Origin of the sequence: Actinomyces sp. HMSC065F12 (assembly GCF_001814535.1) — a bacterium.
In the GTDB taxonomy this organism is placed as follows: Bacteria; Actinomycetota; Actinomycetes; order Actinomycetales; family Actinomycetaceae; genus Pauljensenia; species Pauljensenia radingae_A.
Window position 1 is genome coordinate 46,944 of the sequence record NZ_KV817033.1, and the last position, 22,481, is coordinate 69,424.

Below are 22,481 nucleotides of genomic sequence, written 5' to 3' on the forward strand. Positions count from 1 at the left end.
CGATGAACCGTGTACATCGAGCCCGCAAGTCAGTGCTGGATTCATCCGACCGCCACGACGAGGAAAACGGTGTGTACCGTGCCCGCACGAAGTCCTTCACGCGTCGCTCGCGTCGCCTGACCGAATCGCTGCAGCGCACGATGGACAAGCATGGTGACCGTTTCGTTGTGCCCGTTAAGCGCTCACAGGGATACACCACTGTCGCATCCGACTTCCACCTGGCGCCCACTGAACTGTTCGGGCGCGAGGCGCCACTGGTTGTCGAGATCGGACCGGGCGTCGGCGAGCAGATCGTCTCGGCGGCAGATCGCTGGCCCGACCACAACTTTCTGGCATTTGAAGTCTGGCAACCGGGTATTGCCAAACTCGTTTCACGAGCAGTCAGCGCCGGAGTTGAGAACATTCGCGTCGTCGAAGCTGACGCCGCCCAGGCGATCCCGATCACCCTGGACAGTGCGATTGCCGACGAGGTGTGGACATTCTTCCCAGACCCGTGGCGCAAGGCGCGTCACCGCAAGCGCCGCATCGTCAACGACCAGTTCGCCCTGGAGATCGCCAGAATCCTCAAAGACGGGGGAGTGTGGCGCCTGGCAACGGATTGGGACGATTACGCATGGCAAATACGTGATGTCGTCGAGGCGTGCGACGTCCTCGTCAATCCGTATGAAGGCGAACGGGCGGACCCCAATGACCCCGAGGGGGAGCGCGGGGGATTCGCACCGCGGTGGGAAGGGCGCGTGCTCACCCACTTCGAATCCCGCGGCATCCACGACGAACGCCATGCACACGACATCGAAGCGATCCGGGAGCCTCGACTGCCACGCACACAGCCCGCGAGCGAAAACCCCCAGCAGTGAGCCCGCAGCTGCCCGACGGAATGCGCTGGCCACAATCTGGCGCTATCAGCTCTGAAAACGCGCAGCCCGAGCTTCACCGACCCCTCAGCATTTACGTCCACGTACCTTTTTGCCGCGTGAGGTGCGGGTACTGTGACTTCAACACCTACACTGTTGGGTTCGGTCCGGGGGCCGACCGCGATACGTACGCGGACAGTGTCAGCAGCGAAATCTCTTTGGCGGCACGCGTGCTGGACGAGGCGGGGCTGGGACAGACACCTGCACGCACCGTCTTCTTCGGCGGCGGCACGCCCACCATGCTGAACACCAGTGCCCACGCGCGTATGCTGCACGATCTCGCAGACCGAATCGGAATTGCCCAAGGTGCAGAGGTTACCTGCGAGGCAAACCCAGAAACCGTTGACGAGCAGTCTGTCAAGAGGCTTGCAGATGCCGGGGTGACACGACTGTCGGTGGGCATGCAAAGCGCAGTTCCGCGAATCTTGCACACCCTGGATCGTCAGCACCGCCCCGAACGTGTCGGCCAGGTGATCGAGTGGGCGCGCGCAGCAGGACTGGACGTATCCGTTGACATCATCTACGGCACGCCGGGTGAATCACTCGATGACTGGGCCACAACAGTGCAGGCAGCGTGCGACCTGCAGCCCGACCACATCAGTGCCTACGCACTGGTCATTGAGGACGGCACCAAGATGGCGGCGCAGGTTGCTCACGGGCAGCTGCCCATGCCTGATCCGGATGATGAAGCCGACAAGTATGAACTGCTCGACCAGATGATACGCAGCGCCGGATACCGCTGGTACGAGATCTCGAACTTTGCTCGCGAAGAAGCAGATGAAGCAGGTCTTCCAGCCACCGAACTGCGGCACGCGTCCCGTCACAACCTGGCCTACTGGCGCGACTGGAACTGGTGGGGCTTTGGCCCCGGTGCCCATTCGCATATCGGGCGCGCCCGCTGGTGGAACGTCAAACACCCGCGTGCCTGGGCTGGTCGCCTTCGATCCGCGCAGTCACCGGCCGCCGCCGGTGAAATCCTCGATGACCAGACGCGTTACCTGGAGCGCGTCCTGTTGAGAGTGCGCACGTCAGATGGCATCGCACTAGGCGATGTTGCCGCTCACTCGGGCAGGGAGAACGCCTCGCAAACCTGTCACCGTCTGCGTGACGAAGGCCTGCTGGACTCAGAAGCGCTGGAGCGTGGCCACATCGCACTGACCCTGCGTGGCAGGCTTCTGGCTGATTACGTGACGCGCGAGCTCACTGACTAGGCGCATCTTTTTCGCCCGTACAATAGCCGGGTGATGGATGACCCGTATGGCACAAATATCTTCGAGTTTGACCCGCATCGCGATGGTCCCGACGCGCATCGCCCGCGCTCGCGAGAGGTCCACGTTGAGCCTGGCATGGTCCTCGAAGATGTCACCACCGGATTCGTGGGCGCAGTCATCCGGACTGAAAAATCCGCAGGGATCTACGTGATCGAGTTGGAAGATCGACGAGGGAGACGCCGCAGCTTTCCCCTGGGCGGTGGATTCTGGCTCGATGGCCGACCGATTATTGCCCTGCCGCCATTGCCTCGCGCGCAGGCGACGCCTCAGAACGCAGGATCGGTGTCCGCCAGTGGGCGGGCGGTGACCAATTCTGGGTCGCGACGCGCCCGCCCGGAAGAATCGGCGCGCACGCATCCGCGTGTGGCTCGCCAGTCACGAATCTGGGTCGAAGGGCGCCACGATGCTGACCTGGTCCAATACGTGTGGGGTGATGACCTGGCAGATGTAGGGGTTGTGGTCGAACTGCTCGAAGGGGTCGATAACCTGGAAGCCGTTCTGGAAGAGTTTTCGCCCACGCCTCACGCACGTGCAGGAATACTGGTCGATCACATGGTGTCCGGTTCGAAGGAATCCCGTATTGCTCACAGCGTGCAGCAGCGGTGGGGGGACAGCGTCCTCATTGTTGGGCACCCGTTCGTTGACATCTGGCAGGCGGTCAAGCCGGCGCGTGTTGGACTCGACACGTGGCCGGCGATCCCGCGATCCGTTGACATCAAAGTGGGAACCCTTCAGGCGCTGGGCTGGCCTCATGCCTCGCAGGCTGATATTGCGCAGGGGTGGCGACGAATCTTGCGCACTGTGCGCGACTATCGTGACCTCGAGTCGGCACTGCTTGGCAGGGTTGAAGAGCTCATTGATTTTGTGACCGCGCAGGGAACGCTCTAGCCGACAATGCGCCGTGGGAACGCATGTACGCCCTGAGCAATAGACGCGGATTTTCCACCGCAGCCGGTGAGAGGAAATCGCCTGAACGGAGTAGAATTGGCACTCAGACAGGGTGAGTGCCAAATGTGGCGTTTGTGTCGCAGACATGGACGTGCCACAGCACCACCACAGAACGGATCGTGGAAAGGACACAACATGGCCACTGATCGCAGGCTCGACGTCTTGCGTGCGATCGTGTCGCAGTACGTCCACACCCGCGAACCCGTCGGCTCGAAAATGATCGCCGCAACGCAGGATTTAGGCGTCTCACCGGCAACCATTCGCAACGACATGGCTGTGCTGGAAGAAAATGATCTGATCTACCAGCCTCACACCTCTGCCGGGCGAGTTCCCACTGAAAAGGGCTACCGCCTCTTCGTCGACACGCTCTCTGAGATCAAACCGATGAGCGCACCCGAGAAGCGGGCGATTGAGACTTTCCTCGGCCAGTGCGTTGACCTCGAAGACGTCGTGAACAGGACTGTTCGACTGCTTGCGCAAGTCACCAGGCAGGTCGCGGTCGTCCAGTACCCTTCGCTGTCCACGTCCTCACTGCTCCGAGTCGAACTGGTTGACCTCGCACCGCATCGAGTCTTGCTGATCGTCATTACGAACGAGGGACGCGTGGAAGAACGCATGCTGGAATTCCCCCAGCAGGTTCCCCCACATGTCATCTCATTTCTGCGCGAAAAGCTCAACGACGAATGCGAGAACCACACTGCCGACAAGGTGCGTACCATCGTTGATGAGATCAGGAATCAGGCTCCAAGCGGGCATCAGAACTTCGTCGACGCCGTGTGCAGTGCACTGACGGAACTACTGCATCCCACAGCAGCTGAATCGCGCGTCGTCATCGCGGGGATGTCCCACCTGACGCGTTCACATGTGGATTTCACCGATATCGGCGCGCTGTTGGACGCCCTCGAAGAACATGTGGTGCTGTTGCGATTGCTGTCGGAATTGGACGAGGAACATTCCAGCGGTGACGTGCATGTGTCGATCGGGACGGAAAACCCTGACGGAGCGTTCGCGGAAACATCCGTCATATCGGGAACGTACGGGACGTCCAGCGGAGCGGTCGCGCACCTCGGTGTCATCGGTCCGACGCGCATGGACTACGGGCGCACGATGTCAACCGTCAGGGCAGTTGCGTCCTACTTGTCGAAATACCTAGCGTCATGAGTGCACACATCTGCCACACTGACATGTCCGGCGCGAGCTGCTTGTCGGAACAACGCTTGTCGAAACAACGAGGGAATTGAATCGAGTGAACGACTACTACGAGATCCTGGGCGTCTCGAGGGATGCCTCACCGGAAGAGATCAAGAAGGCCTATCGCAGGAAGGCTCGACAACTGCATCCTGACTACGCCGGGCCTGATTCCGAAGAAGCCTTCAAGGAACTTTCAGTTGCCTACGAAACACTGTCAAACCCTGACAAGCGCCAAATGTATGACCTCGGTGGACCTGAAGCTGTGCACGGGGGCGGAGCAGGCGGCTACGGGTTTGGCGGTGGCGGTATGCCATTCGACTTCTCCGACATCTTCGACACTATGTTCGGCGGGGGAGGATTCGCCTCATCAGGCGGACCGACCTCGCGCGCCACACATGGCTCAGACCAGCTGTTGACCATTGACGTTACCCTGGAAGAAGCTACCTTCGGTGTCACCAAGAACATCGAAGTGGATACCTATGTGCTGTGCGCGCGATGTGAAGGTTCGTGCTGTGAGCCGGGCACTCAACCGCGCGCCTGCTCAGGGTGCCACGGGTCGGGCAGCGTGACCCGGATGCAGCGTTCACTGCTGGGCGTCATCCGCACGCAAAGCCCGTGCCCGGACTGTGGCGGACACGGTTCCATAATCGACCAGCCCTGCTCGGAATGTTCCGGTGACGGCAGGGTGCGCACGCGCCGCTCGATGAAGGTGGATATTCCTGTGGGTGTGACAACGGGAACCCGTATCCGCATGAGTGGCCGTGGCGATGTCGGCATGGGAGGTGGTCCCGCAGGAGACCTCTACCTTGAGGTGCGTGAAAAGAAGCACCCGATTTTCACGCGCCGAGGCGATGACCTTCACACGTGGGTCACCATTCCGATGACCACGGCGGCGCTGGGCACCGTGTTCGAGCTGGACACGCTCGATGGCGCGAAGGAAGTCACCATTAAACCCGGTACGCAGCCGCAGGAAACAGTGACACTGTCGGGTCTGGGAGTGGGGCGCTTGTCGCGTTCGGGCCGGGACGCCGGCCGAGGTGACCTGCAGGTCCATATTGATGTGGAGATTCCACGCAAATTGGATCAGCGCTCACGCGAAATCCTGGAAGAACTGGCTGCCAATCGTGGAGAGGACCGCGTGGAGCCGCGACGGGCCGATCAGTCAGTCTTTGACCGTATCCGCGAAAAGTTCACGAACTAGGAGCACCCATGACCGCTCCAGTCTTCTTCGCTGACGACCTCAATTCCGACTTATCCATCATTGCCGAGGGGGACCACGTCCACCTGGGCGGAGCCGAAGGCAAACATGCTGCCACGGTGCGCCGCATGCAGGTTGGAGATGAGTTTGATCTTGTGAATGGGGAAGGGTGGCGAGCACAGTGCCGCGTGCGAGCCGTGAACGGTCAGGAACTGGATCTGGTGGTGGAGCACGTCATGTGTGAACCTGCCTCTGATCCGCACCTGATCCTCGTGCAGGCCCTGGCGAAAGGTGGACGCGATGAGCAGGCCATCGAAACGTCGACGGAGATCGGTATCGACAGCGTGATCCCTTGGCAGGCGCACCGCTCCATCGTCAGGTGGACCGGGTCGAAAGCAGAGCGTGCACGCAGCAAATGGATCAACATTGTGCGCGCAGCAGCTAAGCAGTCACGACGCGCGTGGATTCCGCAGGTTCTGGAATCGATGGATTCGCGCGCTCTTGCCCGGTGGACTCAGGATCGCTGCTCGCATGGTGATGTCGTCTTCATGTGTCACGAACAGGCCACTGTGTCGATCCTGGAGGCTATGAGCCAACTGGGGCTGACGGTCGCTGGGTCTGCATTTCCTCGAGAGGTCGGAACTGTCAAAGCGGTTGGTGCGTCACCGCGCAGCATTGCCATCATTGTCGGGCCTGAAGGAGGCATCGATGATGAGGAATATGCGACCCTGACCGAGGCAGGTGCCATCCCGGTTCTTCTGGGGCCGAACGTCCTGCGCTCCTCAACTGCCGGCCCCGTTGCCACCACGCTGATACGCGCGCTGACGACATGGCGTCACGAGGCGCCTACTGACAGGCAGGATGCCCATGTTGCAGGCTCTCCCATACGATAAAGTAGAGACACGATGGATGCAGATGCAAAGGAATGTGTGGCCCACCGCATGACACGCGTATGAGTGAGCAAAACACGACGCATAACGACCCGACACTGGCGATGTCAACCCGCCGCGTCGAGATCCCATCGCATGTCGAACCCATTCAGCTGCTGGGAACATCGGATCAGATTCTGCGCGCACTGGAACGCGGCTTTCCAACCGTCCGTTTCTTCGTCGCCGGACGCACCATCACGATGACGGGTTCGTCAGGAACCATTGACGTCGCCGCTCAACTGGTAAGTGAACTGGTTGACCTCACGGCATCCGGCACGATGCTTGATGTGCCCGGCGTTGAACACGCCATCCGGCTGCTGACCGCTCCTCAGCCGCGCGCCGGCCAGGACACTTCCGATGACATCGTCACTGCTGACGGCCACACCATTCACCCGCAATCCCCAGGGCAGAGCAGCTACATCAAGGCCATTGAACGCTCGGTTGTGGTCTTCGGGATCGGCCCGGCCGGCACCGGTAAGACATACCTGGCAATGGCCCAGGCCGTGCGCGCATTGCTCTCGGGCGAGGTGCGGCGCGTTGTGCTGACACGTCCCGCGGTGGAAGCGGGGGAGAACCTCGGCTTTCTGCCAGGATCTCTCACTGAAAAGATCGACCCGTATCTCAGGCCCCTGTACGACGCCCTGCATGACATGATCGATCCACAGGCACTGCCGCAACTGATGGCTGCCGGCACAATCGAAGTGGCGCCCCTGGCGTACATGCGCGGACGCACCCTGAACGACTCCTTCATAATCCTGGATGAGGCGCAGAACACGACGCCCTCGCAAATGAAAATGTTCCTGACACGTCTGGGCTTTAACTCGCACATGGTTGTCACGGGCGACGTGTCCCAAATCGACCTTCCCGGAGGAACCCGATCGGGGCTGAACGTCGTGCAGGATATTCTGACAGATATCGACAATGTCGAATTTTGCTACATGACCAGCGCGGACGTCGTCCGGCACCCCCTAGTCGGACAGATCATCGACGCGTATTCCCGGTGGGAAGAACGCGCCCACAGGCAGGCCGACACGCGCTCCGCGACGCGCAGCGGCCGCAGGTCACGAAGGAATGATCATGACTGAAGTGATAAACGAAACGGAATGTGAGATTGACGAGTCTGAATTCGCCGCACTCGCAGACTACGTTCTGATGCAGATGCATGTGGCAACGACAGCTGAACTTAACATCTTGTTCATCGATCCCGAACCGATGGCAGATCTGCACGTCAAGTGGCTCGGCCTGGAAGGACCGACTGACGTGATGAGCTTCCCGATGGATGAGCTGCGGCCGGGAACCGACGACAAACCCACCGAGGGTGTACTGGGGGATATCTGTATCTGCCCGCAGGTTGCGCACAAACAGGCCAAAGAAGCGGGGCACTCTGCCGCTGAAGAGATGCTGCTGCTGGCGACGCACGGCATGCTGCACCTGATGGGATACGACCATGCTGAGGAGGAGGAAAAGGAAGAAATGTTTGCCCTGCAACGCAAACTCCTGCTGACATTCCTGGCAACACGATCATGATTCCTTTCGCTCACCAGCCATCCCCGTCAGGTCTGTCGGATACTGCTCCTGTTGCAGTGCTGATCGCCGTATCGGTGATCTGCCTGCTGCTGGCGGGAATCCTCGCCACCATCGAAACCGCGTTTTCCCGACTGTCGAGGGCGGCCGCGGAAGACCTTGTCGAAGAAGGCCGCAAACGTGCTCCTCAACTGGTTGACTTGCTTGCGCAGCGCAGGCGCACCGCGTTGACCCTGCGCACAGTGCGCATGTTTGTGCAGGTCATCGCCGCCGTCGGTATCACCCTGGCGCTGGTGCACCCGTCGCTGAGGTGGTGGCTCATCGGCATCATTGCAGTCGCTGCGGTGGGTTTGATCGAACTGTTCGCCGTGGTGATGCTGCCGGTACCGTTGGGTACGCGTAACCCTGAACGCATGGCGTTGGTTGGAACGCCTCTGGCGTCGCGGCTGGTTGCCATCTCTCACATTGCCGACCCCATTGTCCGTTTCGTACGCAAGCGCCTGCCTCAGTCGAACCAAACCGATGCGGAAGCGCGGCAGGAAATGGCTGACGACCTGCGCGAAATGGTCGACCAGGTTGGTGAAACAGAAGGCTTTGAAGAAGAAGATCGCGAGATGCTGCGATCCGTGTTTGAACTGGGGCACACGGTGGTGCGCGAGGTGATGGTGCCGCGCACCGAGATGATCACCGCGACCGTGGATCTGCCAGCTTCCAAAGCACTGCGACTGTTCATCCGATCAGGGTTTTCCCGCTTGCCTGTCATTGGTGAGGATATCGACGACGTGCGCGGCATCCTGTACTTCAAGGACGTCATTTCGCGCATGGTGCATGATGCGGGCAGTAAGGATCTGACCGCTTCCCACATGATGCGACAGGCAGTTTTTACTGTGGAGACCAAACCGGCTGACGATCTGCTGCACCAGATGCAGGCTGAGCACTTCCACATGGCGCTGGTCGTCGACGAGTACGGTGGGATCTCTGGCCTGGTCACCCTGGAAGACCTGATCGAGGAAGTCGTGGGCGAAGTGACCGATGAGCATGACCGTCGCGAAATCGAGCCGGAAGAGGTCGCCGAAGGGGTATGGCGAGTCCCGTCCCGATTCCCGATCGACGAGCTGGGCGAGCTTTTCGGCATGGAGCTCGAGGACGATGATGTGGACTCGGTCGGCGGTTTGCTGACCAAGGCGATTGACCGTGTGCCGCTGCCCGGCGCTCGCGGTGAAATGGACGGCATCTACATGCTGGCCGAGGAGGCACGAGGGCGACGCCGTCAGGTCGGCACCGTTGTCTGCGCGCTGTCGCCACTGCCGACCACGTTCGAGGACGGTTTCCGCATCCTCGACGAATCACAACTGCTTGAACTGAGCTGCACGCCGGAGAGCGAGGACACCGATGAATGACCGTGATGACCAGTGGGATGACTCCACTGACGAGTGGGATGACGCCTCTGAAGAACAGGTGCGTGACGAGGTCGCCAGCATTCGCGACGCACGTCAGGAAGCCGAGCAGGCTGCCGATGCGCACGGACTGATGTCGTTGACCTACCCGGAGGGTTTTCGTGCCGGATTCGTTTCGGTTGTCGGGCGCCCCAACGTCGGAAAATCCACGTTGACCAACGCAATGGTCGGCCAGAAAGTGGCGATCACGTCAGGTAGGCCTGAAACGACGCGCCATAACATACGCGGGATTGTCCATAGGGACACCTCGCAGCTCGTCATCGTCGATACGCCCGGATACCATCGCCCTCGAACCTTATTGGGTAAACGCCTCAATGACATGGTCCGAGAAGCACTGGCTGAGGTGGACTGCGTGGTGTTCTGCCTGCCGGCCGATCAGAAGATCGGGCCGGGGGACCGCTTTATTGCCCGCGAACTGGTTGATGTGCGCCGCCCCGTCATCGCAGTTGCCACGAAAATCGATCTGGTGCCGAAAGACCGTCTGATGAAACACCTGCTGGCGATTGACCGGCTGGGATCGTGGGAAGCGATCGTCCCGGTCAGCGCTCAGACAGGTGAGCAGGTGGAGGAATTGATTTCCGTGCTCTCGCGCACTGTCCCTGAATCCGCGCCGCTGTATCCGCGAGATGACGTGACGGATGAATCCCGCGACACCCTCATTGCTGAATACATTCGCGAAGCAGCGCTTGAAGGCATTCGCGAGGAGCTGCCGCACTCCCTGGCGGTGCAGGTCGAAGAAATTATCGAGCGCCCGGCCAAGGAGGGCGATTTGCGCCCACCTCTGCTGGATATCCACGTCAATGTCTATGTGGAACGTGACTCCCAAAAGGCGATCATCATTGGACGAGGCGGGTCGCGCCTGCGTGACATCGGCACGAAGTCCCGCAAGCAAATCGAGGAGCTGCTGGGACGCAGAGTCTTCCTGGATCTGCATGTGCGCACCGCCAAAGATTGGCAGTCAGATCCGAAAATGTTGGGCCGCCTCGGTTTTTGAGTAAATGACTATTCGGTAAACAGCAGGTGACTGTGCATTAACTGATGCTGATGGAATGGGGGTGACCTGCAACGTTGTCACATAATGGAAGGAGTGTGACAAGCGGCACCCGCAAGAGGCTAGAATCACATACAGTGGATGGGTCGATGGTGCCCCATCCACGCCAGGAGAGGAGAACGAGTGTGACGCAACCTCCCGACCTCACCGCCCCTGAGTCTACCGCGCCCGAATCGACCGGCTCTGACACTCGCGATACCTCGCTGACCGTCCGCGCCCCCGCAGTCGCCGGATTCTTCTACCCAGATAGTCCAACCGATATTGACTCAACTGCCAGTGCGCTGATTGATCGTGCCCGCCAGCACACCGCCCCGTCAGACAGTGAGGCACACCCGGCACGCGCAATCATCGTGCCCCACGCCGGTTGGCGATACTCGGGCGATCTTGCTGCGCTGGGCTGGGCGTACGCGGCGCGCAGTCGCCCCCGAACCACACGAATCGTCCTGCTCGGCCCGACCCACCGTGTCGCCATCCGGGGAATCGCGCTGCCCGGTGCGGACCGGTTCGGAACACCGGCTGCAATGCTCAATATCCCCACCCGTGACATCCTCGAATCCACGCGCACGTGCGTCGAACCTGTCCACTGCGACGAAGGCACCCACCGGGATGAACACGCGCTGGAAGTCCAGGTCCCTTTCATCACGGCACTGTTCGGAGACGACGTCGAACTCGTGCCCCTCAACGTCGGAGAAGCCTCTCCCACAGCAGTTGCCGACGTGATCGACGCGCTCACCTCGCCCACCACGCTGATCGCAGTCAGCTCAGACCTCTCGCACTACCACACATACGACGAGGCGCGCCGCATCGACCAACGCACCATCGACATGATCGAACGAAGACAGTACCCCGTTGAACCCGAGCAGGCCTGCGGCGCCCGTCCCATGAACGGCCTGCTCGAATATGCCCGGAGACACTCTCTGACGGTGACCGCGCTCGGCTCACACAACTCCGGAGACGTTCTGGGAGGTGACACCGCGCGTGTCGTCGGATACGCAGCGTTTGCACTGACTGACGAAAAGGACTGACCCAGATGCCATCATCACTGCCAGACAATGCGGGACGCATCCTGGTTCCACTGGCGCGAGGAGCCATACGGCTCAGGCTGCAGGGAACACGTACCGACCAGATTGTCATGAACTCCCTACCGGCACCGCACGACCGGCCCGAATGGCTGCAGGAGCCAGGAGCAAGCTTTGTGACGCTGACGATCAACTCTCATTTGCGAGGATGCATTGGGTCGCTCTCACCGCGCGGATCTTTGTACGACGACGTCATCCATAATGCCCTCGCAGCCGCCTTCCACGACCCGCGTTTCGATCCCCTTGACGCAACTGAATATCCGAGCATCAGCGTGGAGGTGTCGGTGCTGTCGGCCCCGGTGGCCCTACCGGCGTTGAGTGAGAAAGCGGTGCTTGAATCGTTGCGTCCCGGAATTGACGGGGTCGTCCTGATCGCCGGTCCGACTCGGCGCGCCACGTTCCTGCCGCAGGTGTGGGACGACCTTGCGGATCCAGCTGACTTCTTCGCCCACCTCAAACGCAAGGCAGGCCTTCCCACTACCTGGTGGTCGCCGGACGCCCGAGTGGAAACCTACACGGTGCGAGCCTTCACCGACCAGGACGCGGATGGTGACGATGATGCGCCGACCAGTGCGTCAGACATGACCGACCGATAAAACCACGCAGCGCCATGTCTACACCTGCACACACGATCACCGGACGCTGGCAAACACGCCTCGATGACGGTCGAGTGCGCTGTGACTTGTGCCCGCGTGCATGCAAACTGCGCGATGGGCAGCGTGGATACTGCTTTGTGCGGGAGCGTCGCGGCGCTGACATTGTGCTGTCAACCTGGGGGCGCTCCAGCGGCTTTTGCGTGGACCCCATTGAAAAGAAACCACTCGCGCACTTCTACCCTGGTACCGCTGTGCTCTCATTTGGTACCGCCGGATGCAATCTGGGATGCAGGTTCTGCCAGAACCACGAGATCTCAGCGGCTCGACAATGGGACCTCCTGGCCGAACGCGCAACGCCTCATATGGTCGCAGACGCGGCAGTGAGACATCATATTCCTGCGATCGCATTCACGTACAACGATCCCGTGATCTACGCCGAGTATGCTATCGATACGGCTCTGGCATGCCACGAGGCGGGCGTGCGCACCGTAGCTGTGACTGCCGGCTACATTTCTCCGAAAGCTCGATCTGAGTTCTTCGCGCCTATGGACGCGGCAAATATTGACCTCAAAGGCTTCACCGAGGACATGTACTGGCATCTGACAGGCGCTCACCTGCGCGACGTCCTGGAGACGATCGCATGGGTCGCTGAGCGGGACAGCACCTGGCTGGAACTGACAACCCTGCTGATCCCTGGACACAATGATTCATCTGAGGAAATCCGCAGCCAGTGCCGGTGGATCCTGCGTGAGTGCGGCTCTGATGTGCCTGTGCATTTTTCAGCATTCCATCCTGACCACAAAATGCGCACCACTGCACCGACTCCACCTGAGACTTTGCGCCGAGCCCGCTCCATTGCACTCGACGAAGGGCTGCATTACGTGTACTGCGGCAATGTTCACGACATCGAAGCGGATACCACCACATGCGCCTCCTGCGGGCACGAACTCATCGTGCGCGACTGGTACCGCCTCATCAGCTACGACGTGACAGCTAACGGGACGTGTCCGGCGTGCGGGGCCAGAATTCCCGGTCGCTTCGACGAGGGCGGCCCCGGCGAAGCCTCTGCGCATTCCTTCCAGGTTGCCTTGTCATGAAACAGCTCAAGAACCGGCGCCACTACGTCCCTCGATCTATCATGTTCGAGTGAATAAGGAAGACACAAACCGCCCGGGAAGCTGCCGCATTCCTCGGAGCCAGATGATCCCAGTGGGTCCGCACGAGGGTCGCTACGTGATGTATGAGCCTGTCACGCATCACGCCTATCTCACGGTAGACAACGATGACCGTGGAGCAGCCGCACAGGGCGGGGGACTGATCGGAGCATTCCTTCTTGCGCCGCTGACGATGTGGCTGGTAACCAAGCACCCCGCTGATTTGAGCGGCGGCGCCTACATCGCACTCTTCTGTGCCGCGACGCTGCTGGGCGGAGCGGTTGCCGCCTGGCTGTATCATGCAGGCATCCGTCAGAAGATGAACCTGCACAGATGGAATGCGGGAGGCAACGACCTGCTGGCTGCTCGTTCACGCAACAGAGTGCGTGAGGTTTTTGCGTTCATCATCATGGTCATATTCGTGTTGCTTATTCCAGTCATGGCTTGGGCATACTTCGCGGTACCAACAGCCGCAGCGTTGACTCTGTATATCCCGGCGCTCGTCCTGTCGCCCATCTCGGTATATGCAGTGATCAGCACCCTGCGTCTGCAGGCATGTGCTCGCAGATGGCGTGCACAGGCCGCACGCGCTGATAACAGTTCTAACAGCGCCGGCTGACGCATGAACTGACGCAGGCGCGGTGCGCATCAACAGGTTTGGCATCGTCGATTCAAACGTCAACTGCACGGGAACCGGCGTCTGACCAGCGGCGCGTAGTGTCCACTTTGTGAAACGCGTGCGGCGCGGTGGTCCCAATCTCATTACGGTGGAGAATATGATGCAGCGCGCACTCCTGCTTATGTGCCGCGACGAGGCCTGAAAAGGCCGGAACCTCGTCGCGGCGTTTGTCGACCCCGGTCAAGCCGGTTCGCCACCGGAATCGACACCAGCAGGAAAGAAGAAAGCAGATGCGCACAACAGCCAACGTTCCCACACCTCAAGCCAGCCCCATGCCGGTTGACAAGTACATTCCATTCCTGGAATCCAACCCCATCGACCTGCCCACGCGCACATGGCCCACCAAGCGCATGACACGCGCCCCGCGCTGGCTGTCCACCGACCTGCGTGACGGCAACCAGGCACTGATCGAGCCGATGGATCCCACGCGCAAGCGTGCCATGTTCGATTTGCTGGTCTCACTGGGGTACAAGGAAATCGAGATTGGATTCCCAGCGGCATCGCAAACCGACTACGACTTTGTTCGCTCTCTGATTGACGATGAGGCGATCCCTGAAGACGTGACAGTGTCTGTGCTGACACAATCACGCACCGAACTCATTGAGCGCACCATCGACGCCCTCGTCGGCATTCCCCGGGCAACGGTTCACCTGTACAACGCAACGTCGCCACTGTTCCGCGAGCTCGTCTTCCGTATGGACAAGGCACAAACCGTTGACCTGGCACAAAGCGGCACTCGGGAAATCATGGCGCGGGCAGAAAAAGTCCTCTCAGATGACACGATCTTCGGCTTCGAATACTCACCGGAAATCTTCGTGGACACGGAGCTGGACTTCGCAGCCGAAATCTGCGAAGCAGTCATGGATATCTGGCAGCCTGACGACGACCGTGAAATTGTGCTGAATCTGCCGGCAACGGTGGAGCGCGCAACGCCTAATGTGTTTGCCGACCAGATCGAATGGATGTCAACGAACCTGTCGAGGCGCGACCACATCGCGCTGTCCGTCCACCCGCATAATGACCGCGGAACGGGTGTTGCAGCAGCGGAACTGGCGTTGCTGGCCGGCGCTGACCGCGTAGAGGGATGCCTGCTTGGACAGGGCGAACGAACCGGCAACGTGGACCTGGTCAACCTCGGCCTGAACATGATGAGCCAGGGTATCGATCCGGGTATTGACTTTTCCGACGTGGATCGCATCCGGCACACGGTGGAACACTGCACCATGATGGAAACCCCACCGCGTATGCCCTACGTGGGGGACCTGGTTTACACGTCCTTCTCCGGATCGCACCAGGACGCCATCAAGAAGGGCTTCGAAGCCCGCAAGAAGAAAGTTGCGGAAGCTGGCGGAGATGAAAACGCTGTGCCGTGGGGCATTCCGTACCTGCCGATCGACCCGCATGACGTGGGACGTTCCTACGAGGCGATCGTGCGCGTCAACTCCCAGTCCGGCAAAGGGGGCGTCGCCTACCTCATGTCGACCGCACACCACATGGAACTGCCGCGACGCCTGCAAATCGAATTCTCACGCATCGTTCAGCGTCACACAGATTCTTTTGGCGGAGAGATCAACTCCGAAAACCTGTGGAAGATCTTCACCGACGAATACCTGCCCGCCGACAGGGCAAGTGGCCTGGCCCCGTGGGGACGCTTCGAAATGGGAGACTTCCACCTGTACACGCGCGGCAAAGAGCAGGAAGTGGAACTGCGCGGGGAAATCCTGGATCAGGGACAGCCCGTTGCCATCAGCGTCGTGGGAACCGGCCCGATCGACGCATTCGTCGCAGCTATGCACGATTTCGACCTGGATGTGCGCATCCTCGACTACTCTGAGCACGCCATGAGCCAGGGACGTGACGCCACCGCAGCCGCATATGTGGAAGCAGCGGTCGACGGCCAGATCGTCTGGGGCGTCGGCATCGATTCGTCGATCACGACTGCCACCTACAAGGCAGTTATTTCCGCCATGAACCGCGCTTTGCGCTAATAGCACATTGACGGTGCCGGTCGACGTGTCCTGTGGCACCTCGACCGGCCTGTGAGACAATGCGAGCGTGATCAGAAGCTACCGAGACCAGGCGATCGTCCTTCGTACCCACAAACTGGGGGAAGCTGACCGTATCGTCTGCCTGCTCACCAAGGAAAACGGGCAGGTACGCACGGTAGCCAAGGGAGTGCGCCGCACCACCTCGAAATTCGGTGCGCGCCTGGAACCGTTCTCACTGATCGACGTGCAGCTGCATCGTGGCCGCACATTCGACATTGTGACGCAGGTCGAAATGCTGCGTCCCTACGGCACTCAACTGGCTTCTGACTTCGATTTGTTCGCCGCCGGAACGGTCATGGTGGAAACAGCAGAACGCCTCACGGCCGATTCAGCTGACGGTGCACACGCTCAATACTCACTCCTGCTCGGAGCACTCCACGCGTTGGCCAACCTGCGTCACGACCCGGTCCTCGTCGTCGATTCGTATCTTCTACGCGCCCTGTCAGTGGCGGGGTGGGCACCCTCGTGCTTCGCATGCGCCAGTTGCGGCAAGCCCGGCCCGCACACGTCCTTCTCCATTTCCGAGGGTGGCGCGCTGTGCGACGAGTGCCAAAGCGAAGGGGGAGTGGCCGTCTCGGAGAACACGATGGAACTGATGGGGCACCTCCTGGCCGGAAACTGGGATCAGGCTGACCGCACCGAAGCGTATGACCGGCAACGCGTCGCACACCTGACATCGGCGTATACGCAGTGGCATTTGGAACGTAAGCTGCGCGCACTCCAGCTCTTCGAAAGGAAACGGGCATGACATCTGCCCAGGCTCCGGTTGATCGGGCACCATCAGATCCCACTGCTCCTGTGCTCGGTCCGGGTCAGTGGTCCCAACCGGTTCCCGTTTTTGACCGCGTGCCTCGCCACGTCGCCCTCGTGATGGATGGAAATGGTCGATGGGCCAATGCTCGCGGATTGAATCGCACGGCAGGGCATCACGCCGGAGAATACTCCCTGATGGACACGATCGCCGGTGCCATTGACGCGGGCGTGCGCTATCTGAGCGTCTACACCTTTTCGACGGAAAACTGGAAACGTTCCCCGGCTGAAGTGCGTTTCATCATGAACTACGCGCCCGATGTGCTCACGCGCAGGACGGGCCAACTTGATGAATGGGGTGTGCGCGTGCGATGGAGTGGACGGCGACCCAAACTGTGGAAGTCCGTTATTCACGCCCTGGAAAAAGCTGAGCGCGCCACCGAATCGAACCGGACGCTCGATCTGATTTTGTGTGTCAACTACGGTGGGCGCGCCGAAATTGTGGACGCTGCACGCACGATTGCCATGGAGATTGCTGACGGGACGATGAAGCCGGCTGGCGTGACTGAACGGACGTTTGCGCGCCACTTGTATCTGCCCGATGTGCCAGATGTCGACCTGATGATTCGCACCTCAGGCGAGCAACGTATTTCGAACTACCTGCTCTGGCAGCTGGCGTACGCGGAGATGATGTTCGTGGATACGCCGTGGCCGCAATTTGACCGCAGTGAACTGTGGAAATGTCTGGCGTCCTACGGGAAACGTGATCGCCGTTTCGGTGGCGCCGTCAATTCACCGCACGCGCCGCTTCGGTGAGCGTCCTACTGTGCTGATACCGGGGATTCCTCGCACGTCAGGACTTCCTGAGGTGCCGCTTTGGGGTGCGAGCGACGATAAATGAGCCAGCTGGCCAGAATAATCACCGCCAGAGCGATCCCGATCCATGCAATCGGAGAGCCTGCGATTGCGCCGATGGCAGCGACCCACACAGCCAGCAGTCCCAGCCCGTACATGATCGACCACGCTACGCACCCGGGAAGCATCGCGAGGGTATAGGTGCGCCACTTCAACCGGACAACTCCGGCACCGGCATTGACCGCTGTCTGAACACCGACGGTGAGGAAGCACAGTGGGATGATCAAAAGTCCCCATTTTTCGAGCAGTTCTGCACCGCGGCGGGGAACAGGCCCGTTAAACCAGCGGGCGATCGCGCCGATGAGGCCGGAGTGTCCGTCACCTTTCAGGGCGCCCGCGGCGGCGCCTCGACCAAGCCAATAGGTGCCCTGGGCGCGCAAGAAGACGACAAAGAACAGGAAGATGAAAAGAGGCAGCCCGCTTGAGGCCCACTGGGGAACTGGCATCAGTCCTCGTCATCCTCAACAGCGCTGCACTCAGAGCACAGACCGAATACTTCGAGCGAATGGGCAACCTCAGTGAAGCCGTGCTGCGAGGCGATCTGAGAAATCCAGGATTCTGCTTCGCTGACTTCGATCTCTTCAGTGTGACCGCAGTTGCGGCACACCAGGTGGTGGTGGTGGCCTTCATCTTCGCACAGACGGAACATCGATTCGCCATCGTCCATGCGCAGGACATCGACGACATTCATCTCAGCCAGTGCCTGCAGATTGCGGTAGACCGTCGCTAGGCCGACGCGCTGCCCCTGATTTGTCAGGTCGTCGTAGATCCGCTGTGCGGAACGAAAGTCCTTGTCACGACGCAGCTCGTTAAAGACGGATTGACGTTGCCGAGTCATCCGCTGCACGATGTCCCCCTCTTGCCGACCCTGAAGTAAATCTTCTCGTTCTTGGAAGCATACAGGGTTGAGGCGAGAAATGGAGATTACAGTGTGTCATCTGCTGGTGGTGTGCCCATCCGATCGGGGGAGTCAGGATGCGCCGAATGAGCGTGAGGATCACCGGCAATCAGATGTGTATGTCCGCCGGTGACCTGGAGGCGTCGCCCTCGTCGAATACCGTCAATGGCAGCCTTGATGACGAATCCGAGGATGTATACGACGATAGCTGCCACCACGATGAGTGCGCCGGGGGAGACATCCACGAAGTAGGTCACCACAAGGCCGCCGACACATAGCACGGTTCCCAGAGCCATTGCGCAGGCCATTGTGGAGCGGAAGGAACGGGTGACGAGTTGCGCGATTGCGACCGGGACGATCATCAGGGCCGACACCAGGAGCGAGCCCACGACGCGCATCGCAACTGCGACAGTTAACGCCGACAGGATCGCGATGAGGATGGACAGGGCAGCCACCGGAAGGCCGGTTGAGTGCGCGAAGTCCTCATCATCGGTCACTGCGTACAGTGCAGGAGAGAATCCCAGGCCAATGAGCAATATGAGTGCACATAGCGCGCCGATCAGATAGACGTCACCCCATTGCACTGTTGAGATGGATCCGAATAGATACGAGTTCAACTGTGTGGACGTTCCACCTGCCAGACCGATCAGCAGGACGCCGGAGGCGATGCCTCCGTAGAACAACATGGCGAGGGCAACGTCGGCACTGGTGCGGCCACTGAGCCTGACGACTTCGATCGTCACCGCGCCCAGGATTGATACGACAAGGGCGCCCGGCAATGCCCATTGATCAGAAGGCGTCACGTTTGCAGCTGTCCCGGCGATCCAGCCCAGAGCCACACCCGTCAGCGAGACGTGCCCGATGCCGTCTCCCAGCATCGCCATGCGGCGATGTACCAGGTAGGTGCCGACGATGGGTGCGCACAGTCCGACCAGCAGCGCTGCCAGCAGGGAACGGAGCATCAGTGGGGATGTGAAAAGGTCGGCGAGTGCCTCACCCATGATGGCTCGCCTCCTCGGTCGATGCCGGTTGTGGGGCGTCATCGTAGGTGATGTGGCCGGCGGCAATGGTGATTTGACGATCCAGGAGGGGGCGTAGTTCCCCCAGTTCATGCAGGACCAACACAATGGTGGTGCCCCCGTCCTTGGCTGACTGCACGATCGACGCCAGGCGTTGGCGCGAAACCGAATCGATTCCAGTTAGCGGCTCATCCATGATGAGAAAATCCGGGTGGCGCACCAGGGCGCGCGCAATGTTGACGCGCTGACGCTGCCCACCCGACAGGATGGAGACCGGATCGTTTGCGCGATGTGCGAGCCCGACCAGTTCCAGAGCACCGAGCGCTTTGCGTCGATCGGAGCGTGACAGCCAGAATTTTCGAGGTCCCAGTAAACCTGAGGCGACAACTCCACGCGCATTGGAGGCGACGCCGCCGCCTGCGCGTGAATATTGCGGGACGTAGCCGATGCGCGACCATGGTCGCTTGCCGTGCGCACTGACCTGCATGCCGAACAGTGACATGCTGCCGCGTGTCACCGGTGCGGTGCCAAGGATCGCGTGTACCAGCGTGGACTTGCCGGAACCGTTGGCACCCGTCACGGCGAGCGTTTGTCCGGCGGGTATATCCAGGTTAATGCCGTGCAGGATGAGGGTGTCATCCCACGCGACATGCAGGTCACGCATGCTGACGGCGAGAGCGGTCATGTCAGACGCATCGGGGCAAGTCATTGCGGGGGTTACTTGCAATCCAGTGCTGTGCGCAGAGCAGCCAGATTGTCTCTCATCACGTCCATGTAGTCCTTGGATGGATCGTTTTGGGATTCGAGGGGATCAAGGACTGCGGTCTTAATTCCCAGGTTCTCTGCCAGTGTCTGTGCAATCTTCGGGTCAATGAGAGTCTCAGTGAAAATTGTCGTCACGCCTTCTTTCTTGGCCAGCTCGGAGATCTCCTTCAGTTTGGCTGGCGAGGGCGATGTTTCCGGATCAATACCGGCAATGCCTTCCTGGTTCACGCTGGCGCGGTCGGCCAGATAGCCGAAGGCCTCGTGCGAGGTGATGAATGTCGTGTGAGCGCACTTGCGTGTGCCCTCGACAATTTCCGTCGACAATTCGTTGAGGGAAGTAGACACCTGGGCCGCCTGCGTGGTGTACAGCTGCGCGTTGGTTGGGTCGGCTTTTGCGAGCGCCTGTCCAATCATCGTGGCAGCTTGAGCCATACGCTGGGGATCCAGCCAGAAATGTGGATCCACGTCACCGTGGTCATGTTCGTGACCTGTGTCGTGATCGCCGTGTTCCTCATCCGCCGAGTCAGTGTCCTCGGCCTCACTGTGCCCCGACTGCGCGTCCTCGTCTACGTGCGTGGGGGACAGGAGCTGAACAGCACTGGCAACGTCAACAACGTGTTCGGGTGGATTGATCGCAACAGCGTCATCGACGGCAGTCTGGAAACCAGAAAGATAGACCACGATGTCTGAACGCCCCAATTCGTTCACCTTGGCCGGCGACAGCTCCAGGTCGTGCGGTTCGGCGCCCGGAGGTGTCAGTGACGACACGGCTACACGATCACCGCCGATCTGCTCCACCAGATATTGCAACGGGTAGAAGGATGCCGCGACGTTGAGTACCGTCGACCCGTCGGACTGGGAGGACTGGCCTGCGTCAGCGATGACCGACCGTTCAGACTGCGTGGATTGGGGTGCTGAAGGAGTGGAACACCCGGCGAGCACGGTGGCAGCGCAGACGAGGGTGAGGAGAGGACGCGAGATCTTCATACCTACAACTCCACCGTAAGTGAGAATGAATGTCAAGTGGACCTGGTGTGAGATGTGTAGTTTATCGCGATGTGGACGGCGCTCGGCCAGTCGAACCGCGGACAACCAGATCCGGTGTGTACAAAAATGCCCCGGACGTGGCGGGCATGTCAGGATTCTTAATCGCTTCGAACAGAGTGCGAACTGCAGCCGTGGTAATTGCATCGACAGGCTGGCGGATCGTCGTGAGGGGTGGATCGAGGTGAGCCATGAGTTGCGAATCGTCAAACCCGACAACCGACAGGTCATCCGGCACGCGCATGCCACGTGACTTTGCCGCGCGAATTGCGCCCAGTGCCTGCATATCTGATCCAGTGACGAGGGCAGTCATGCCTTCATCGAGCAGACCGTGAGTTGCAGCTGCGGCGGCCTCGTATGTGTAGAACGTTTCGACAATGCGCGGCTTGTCGATTCCGAACTCCTGAGCCATGACTGTCTTGAATGCGTCGACTTTCCTGCTGGCGGGCACGATGTGCGTATGCCCGGACAGCAGAGCGATCCGTGTGTGTCCCAGTTCGCGCAGGTGACGCACGGCGATCGAGATACCGATCTGGTCGGCGGCAGAAAAATCTGCGCTTTCAATCTCCTCGCGTGATCCATTGATGGTGACGAATGGGATGCGTCGTTCGCGCAGGTGATGGTAGCGGGACATATCTCCGCGAAAATCGGCGTGACGCCCCGACACAAAAATCAAGCCGGAGCATCCGTGGGACAGAAGGGTTTGAACGTAGTCACCCTCGGAGGTGGAGCCGGGAGTCTGACTGCAGATCAATGGGATTGCACCTGTGCGCGAAACCTCAGCCTGGATGGCGTGGGCGTATGCGGCGAAAATTGGATTGGTCAGTTCGGGGATGATGATCCCGACGCAGGGGGTGGAGGAGGAGCGTTCAGGAAGGGGGCGTTCATACCCCAGAGAATCAATCGCCGTCAGGACGCGGTGGCGCGTCTCGGCTGACACGGGGCCAGTTCCGTTAATGACGCGTGACACGGTAGCTGTTGACACCTGCGCGTGTTCAGCGATATCAGTCATCCGTGTGCGGTGCTTCGGCATTGAACCCTCCCCGTTATG

General features: G+C 60.3%; 23 protein-coding genes. 17 read left to right on the forward strand and 6 right to left on the reverse strand.

The genetic code is table 11. The features are described from left to right. The first annotated feature begins 2 nt into the window (after positions 1 to 2). From trmB to HMPREF2975_RS10070, 17 genes are all read left to right on the forward strand, one after another. Positions 3 to 857: a tRNA (guanosine(46)-N7)-methyltransferase TrmB gene (trmB, locus tag HMPREF2975_RS09990; RefSeq protein ID WP_083314530.1), complete on the forward strand. Its 855-nt coding sequence runs from the start codon at positions 3 to 5 to the stop codon at positions 855 to 857. After that, a complete protein-coding gene (gene hemW, locus HMPREF2975_RS09995) occupies positions 854 to 2,125 on the forward strand; it encodes a radical SAM family heme chaperone HemW (protein WP_070727500.1) in 1,272 nt (423 codons plus the stop codon). Before trmB ends, hemW begins: the two co-directional genes overlap by 4 nt. A 33-nt stretch (positions 2,126 to 2,158) precedes the next feature. After that, positions 2,159 to 3,073, forward strand: coding sequence for a DUF3097 family protein (locus tag HMPREF2975_RS10000; RefSeq protein ID WP_083314531.1), 915 nt, complete (start codon positions 2,159 to 2,161; stop codon positions 3,071 to 3,073). A gap of 195 nt (positions 3,074 to 3,268) precedes the next feature. Next, positions 3,269 to 4,294, forward strand: coding sequence for a heat-inducible transcriptional repressor HrcA (gene hrcA, locus HMPREF2975_RS10005; RefSeq protein ID WP_070727503.1), 1,026 nt, complete (start codon positions 3,269 to 3,271; stop codon positions 4,292 to 4,294). Between the two features lie 85 nt (positions 4,295 to 4,379). Next, positions 4,380 to 5,525, forward strand: coding sequence for a molecular chaperone DnaJ (gene dnaJ / locus HMPREF2975_RS10010; RefSeq protein ID WP_058236383.1), 1,146 nt, complete (start codon positions 4,380 to 4,382; stop codon positions 5,523 to 5,525). Between the two features lie 8 nt (positions 5,526 to 5,533). Continuing rightward, on the forward strand, positions 5,534 to 6,415 hold the full coding sequence (locus HMPREF2975_RS10015) for a 16S rRNA (uracil(1498)-N(3))-methyltransferase (RefSeq protein ID WP_070727505.1): 882 nt from the start codon (positions 5,534 to 5,536) through the stop codon (positions 6,413 to 6,415). A gap of 59 nt (positions 6,416 to 6,474) precedes the next feature. After that, positions 6,475 to 7,536, forward strand: a complete 1,062-nt coding sequence (locus tag HMPREF2975_RS10020) for a PhoH family protein (protein WP_058236384.1) — start codon at positions 6,475 to 6,477, stop codon at positions 7,534 to 7,536. Beyond that, a complete protein-coding gene (gene ybeY, locus HMPREF2975_RS10025; RefSeq protein WP_058236385.1) occupies positions 7,529 to 7,978 on the forward strand; it encodes an rRNA maturation RNase YbeY in 450 nt (149 codons plus the stop codon). The genes HMPREF2975_RS10020 and ybeY overlap by 8 nt, the downstream gene beginning before the upstream one ends. Beyond that, entirely contained in the window at positions 7,975 to 9,375 is a 1,401-nt protein-coding gene (locus tag HMPREF2975_RS10030) for a hemolysin family protein (RefSeq protein WP_070727506.1), read from the forward strand. The genes ybeY and HMPREF2975_RS10030 overlap by 4 nt, the downstream gene beginning before the upstream one ends. Continuing rightward, positions 9,368 to 10,426, forward strand: a complete 1,059-nt coding sequence (era, locus tag HMPREF2975_RS10035; RefSeq protein WP_074026149.1) for a GTPase Era — start codon at positions 9,368 to 9,370, stop codon at positions 10,424 to 10,426. Before HMPREF2975_RS10030 ends, era begins: the two co-directional genes overlap by 8 nt. A 182-nt stretch (positions 10,427 to 10,608) precedes the next feature. Beyond that, a complete protein-coding gene (amrB, locus tag HMPREF2975_RS10040) occupies positions 10,609 to 11,508 on the forward strand; it encodes an AmmeMemoRadiSam system protein B (protein WP_058236386.1) in 900 nt (299 codons plus the stop codon). A 5-nt stretch (positions 11,509 to 11,513) separates the two neighbouring features. Continuing rightward, positions 11,514 to 12,158 carry an AmmeMemoRadiSam system protein A gene (gene amrA, locus HMPREF2975_RS10045; RefSeq protein ID WP_070727509.1) on the forward strand — a complete coding sequence of 215 codons (645 nt, stop codon included), beginning with the start codon at positions 11,514 to 11,516 and terminating at the stop codon, positions 12,156 to 12,158. A gap of 14 nt (positions 12,159 to 12,172) precedes the next feature. Then, positions 12,173 to 13,255, forward strand: a complete 1,083-nt coding sequence (gene amrS / locus HMPREF2975_RS10050; protein WP_070727511.1) for an AmmeMemoRadiSam system radical SAM enzyme — start codon at positions 12,173 to 12,175, stop codon at positions 13,253 to 13,255. A gap of 103 nt (positions 13,256 to 13,358) precedes the next feature. Further along, positions 13,359 to 13,931 carry a hypothetical protein gene (locus HMPREF2975_RS10055; RefSeq protein WP_058236389.1) on the forward strand — a complete coding sequence of 191 codons (573 nt, stop codon included), beginning with the start codon at positions 13,359 to 13,361 and terminating at the stop codon, positions 13,929 to 13,931. A gap of 290 nt (positions 13,932 to 14,221) precedes the next feature. After that, positions 14,222 to 15,979 (forward strand): 2-isopropylmalate synthase, encoded by a 1,758-nt coding sequence (gene leuA / locus HMPREF2975_RS10060; RefSeq protein ID WP_070727515.1) that lies wholly within the window; start codon positions 14,222 to 14,224, stop codon positions 15,977 to 15,979. Between the two features lie 70 nt (positions 15,980 to 16,049). Next, positions 16,050 to 16,787: a DNA repair protein RecO gene (gene recO / locus HMPREF2975_RS10065; RefSeq protein WP_058236849.1), complete on the forward strand. Its 738-nt coding sequence runs from the start codon at positions 16,050 to 16,052 to the stop codon at positions 16,785 to 16,787. Next, the gene (locus HMPREF2975_RS10070) at positions 16,784 to 17,605 is read left to right on the forward strand and encodes an isoprenyl transferase (RefSeq protein WP_070727518.1); all 822 of its coding nucleotides are present in this window, start codon (positions 16,784 to 16,786) and stop codon (positions 17,603 to 17,605) included. The genes recO and HMPREF2975_RS10070 overlap by 4 nt, the downstream gene beginning before the upstream one ends. A 5-nt stretch (positions 17,606 to 17,610) precedes the next feature. On the opposite strand, the gene HMPREF2975_RS10075 is transcribed toward HMPREF2975_RS10070, so the two are convergent. The 6 genes from HMPREF2975_RS10075 to HMPREF2975_RS10100 all read right to left on the reverse strand — a co-directional run bounded on the left by HMPREF2975_RS10075 (position 17,611) and on the right by HMPREF2975_RS10100 (position 22,463). Further along, positions 17,611 to 18,150, reverse strand: a complete 540-nt coding sequence (locus HMPREF2975_RS10075; protein WP_058236392.1) for a DedA family protein — start codon at positions 18,148 to 18,150, stop codon at positions 17,611 to 17,613. Beyond that, on the reverse strand, positions 18,150 to 18,551 hold the full coding sequence (locus HMPREF2975_RS10080) for a Fur family transcriptional regulator (protein ID WP_058236393.1): 402 nt from the start codon (positions 18,549 to 18,551) through the stop codon (positions 18,150 to 18,152). The genes HMPREF2975_RS10075 and HMPREF2975_RS10080 overlap by 1 nt, the downstream gene beginning before the upstream one ends. Before the next feature lie 77 nt (positions 18,552 to 18,628). After that, the gene (locus tag HMPREF2975_RS10085) at positions 18,629 to 19,603 is read right to left on the reverse strand and encodes a metal ABC transporter permease (RefSeq protein WP_070727521.1); all 975 of its coding nucleotides are present in this window, start codon (positions 19,601 to 19,603) and stop codon (positions 18,629 to 18,631) included. Next, entirely contained in the window at positions 19,596 to 20,306 is a 711-nt protein-coding gene (locus tag HMPREF2975_RS10090; RefSeq protein ID WP_227469369.1) for a metal ABC transporter ATP-binding protein, read from the reverse strand. Before HMPREF2975_RS10090 ends, HMPREF2975_RS10085 begins: the two co-directional genes overlap by 8 nt. Before the next feature lie 32 nt (positions 20,307 to 20,338). Continuing rightward, complete coding sequence (locus HMPREF2975_RS10095; protein WP_070727526.1) at positions 20,339 to 21,373, reverse strand: metal ABC transporter substrate-binding protein; 1,035 nt, start codon at positions 21,371 to 21,373, stop codon at positions 20,339 to 20,341. 61 nt (positions 21,374 to 21,434) lie between these two features. Then, positions 21,435 to 22,463: a LacI family DNA-binding transcriptional regulator gene (locus tag HMPREF2975_RS10100; RefSeq protein WP_070727528.1), complete on the reverse strand. Its 1,029-nt coding sequence runs from the start codon at positions 22,461 to 22,463 to the stop codon at positions 21,435 to 21,437. Between the last annotated feature and the right edge of the window lie 18 nt (positions 22,464 to 22,481).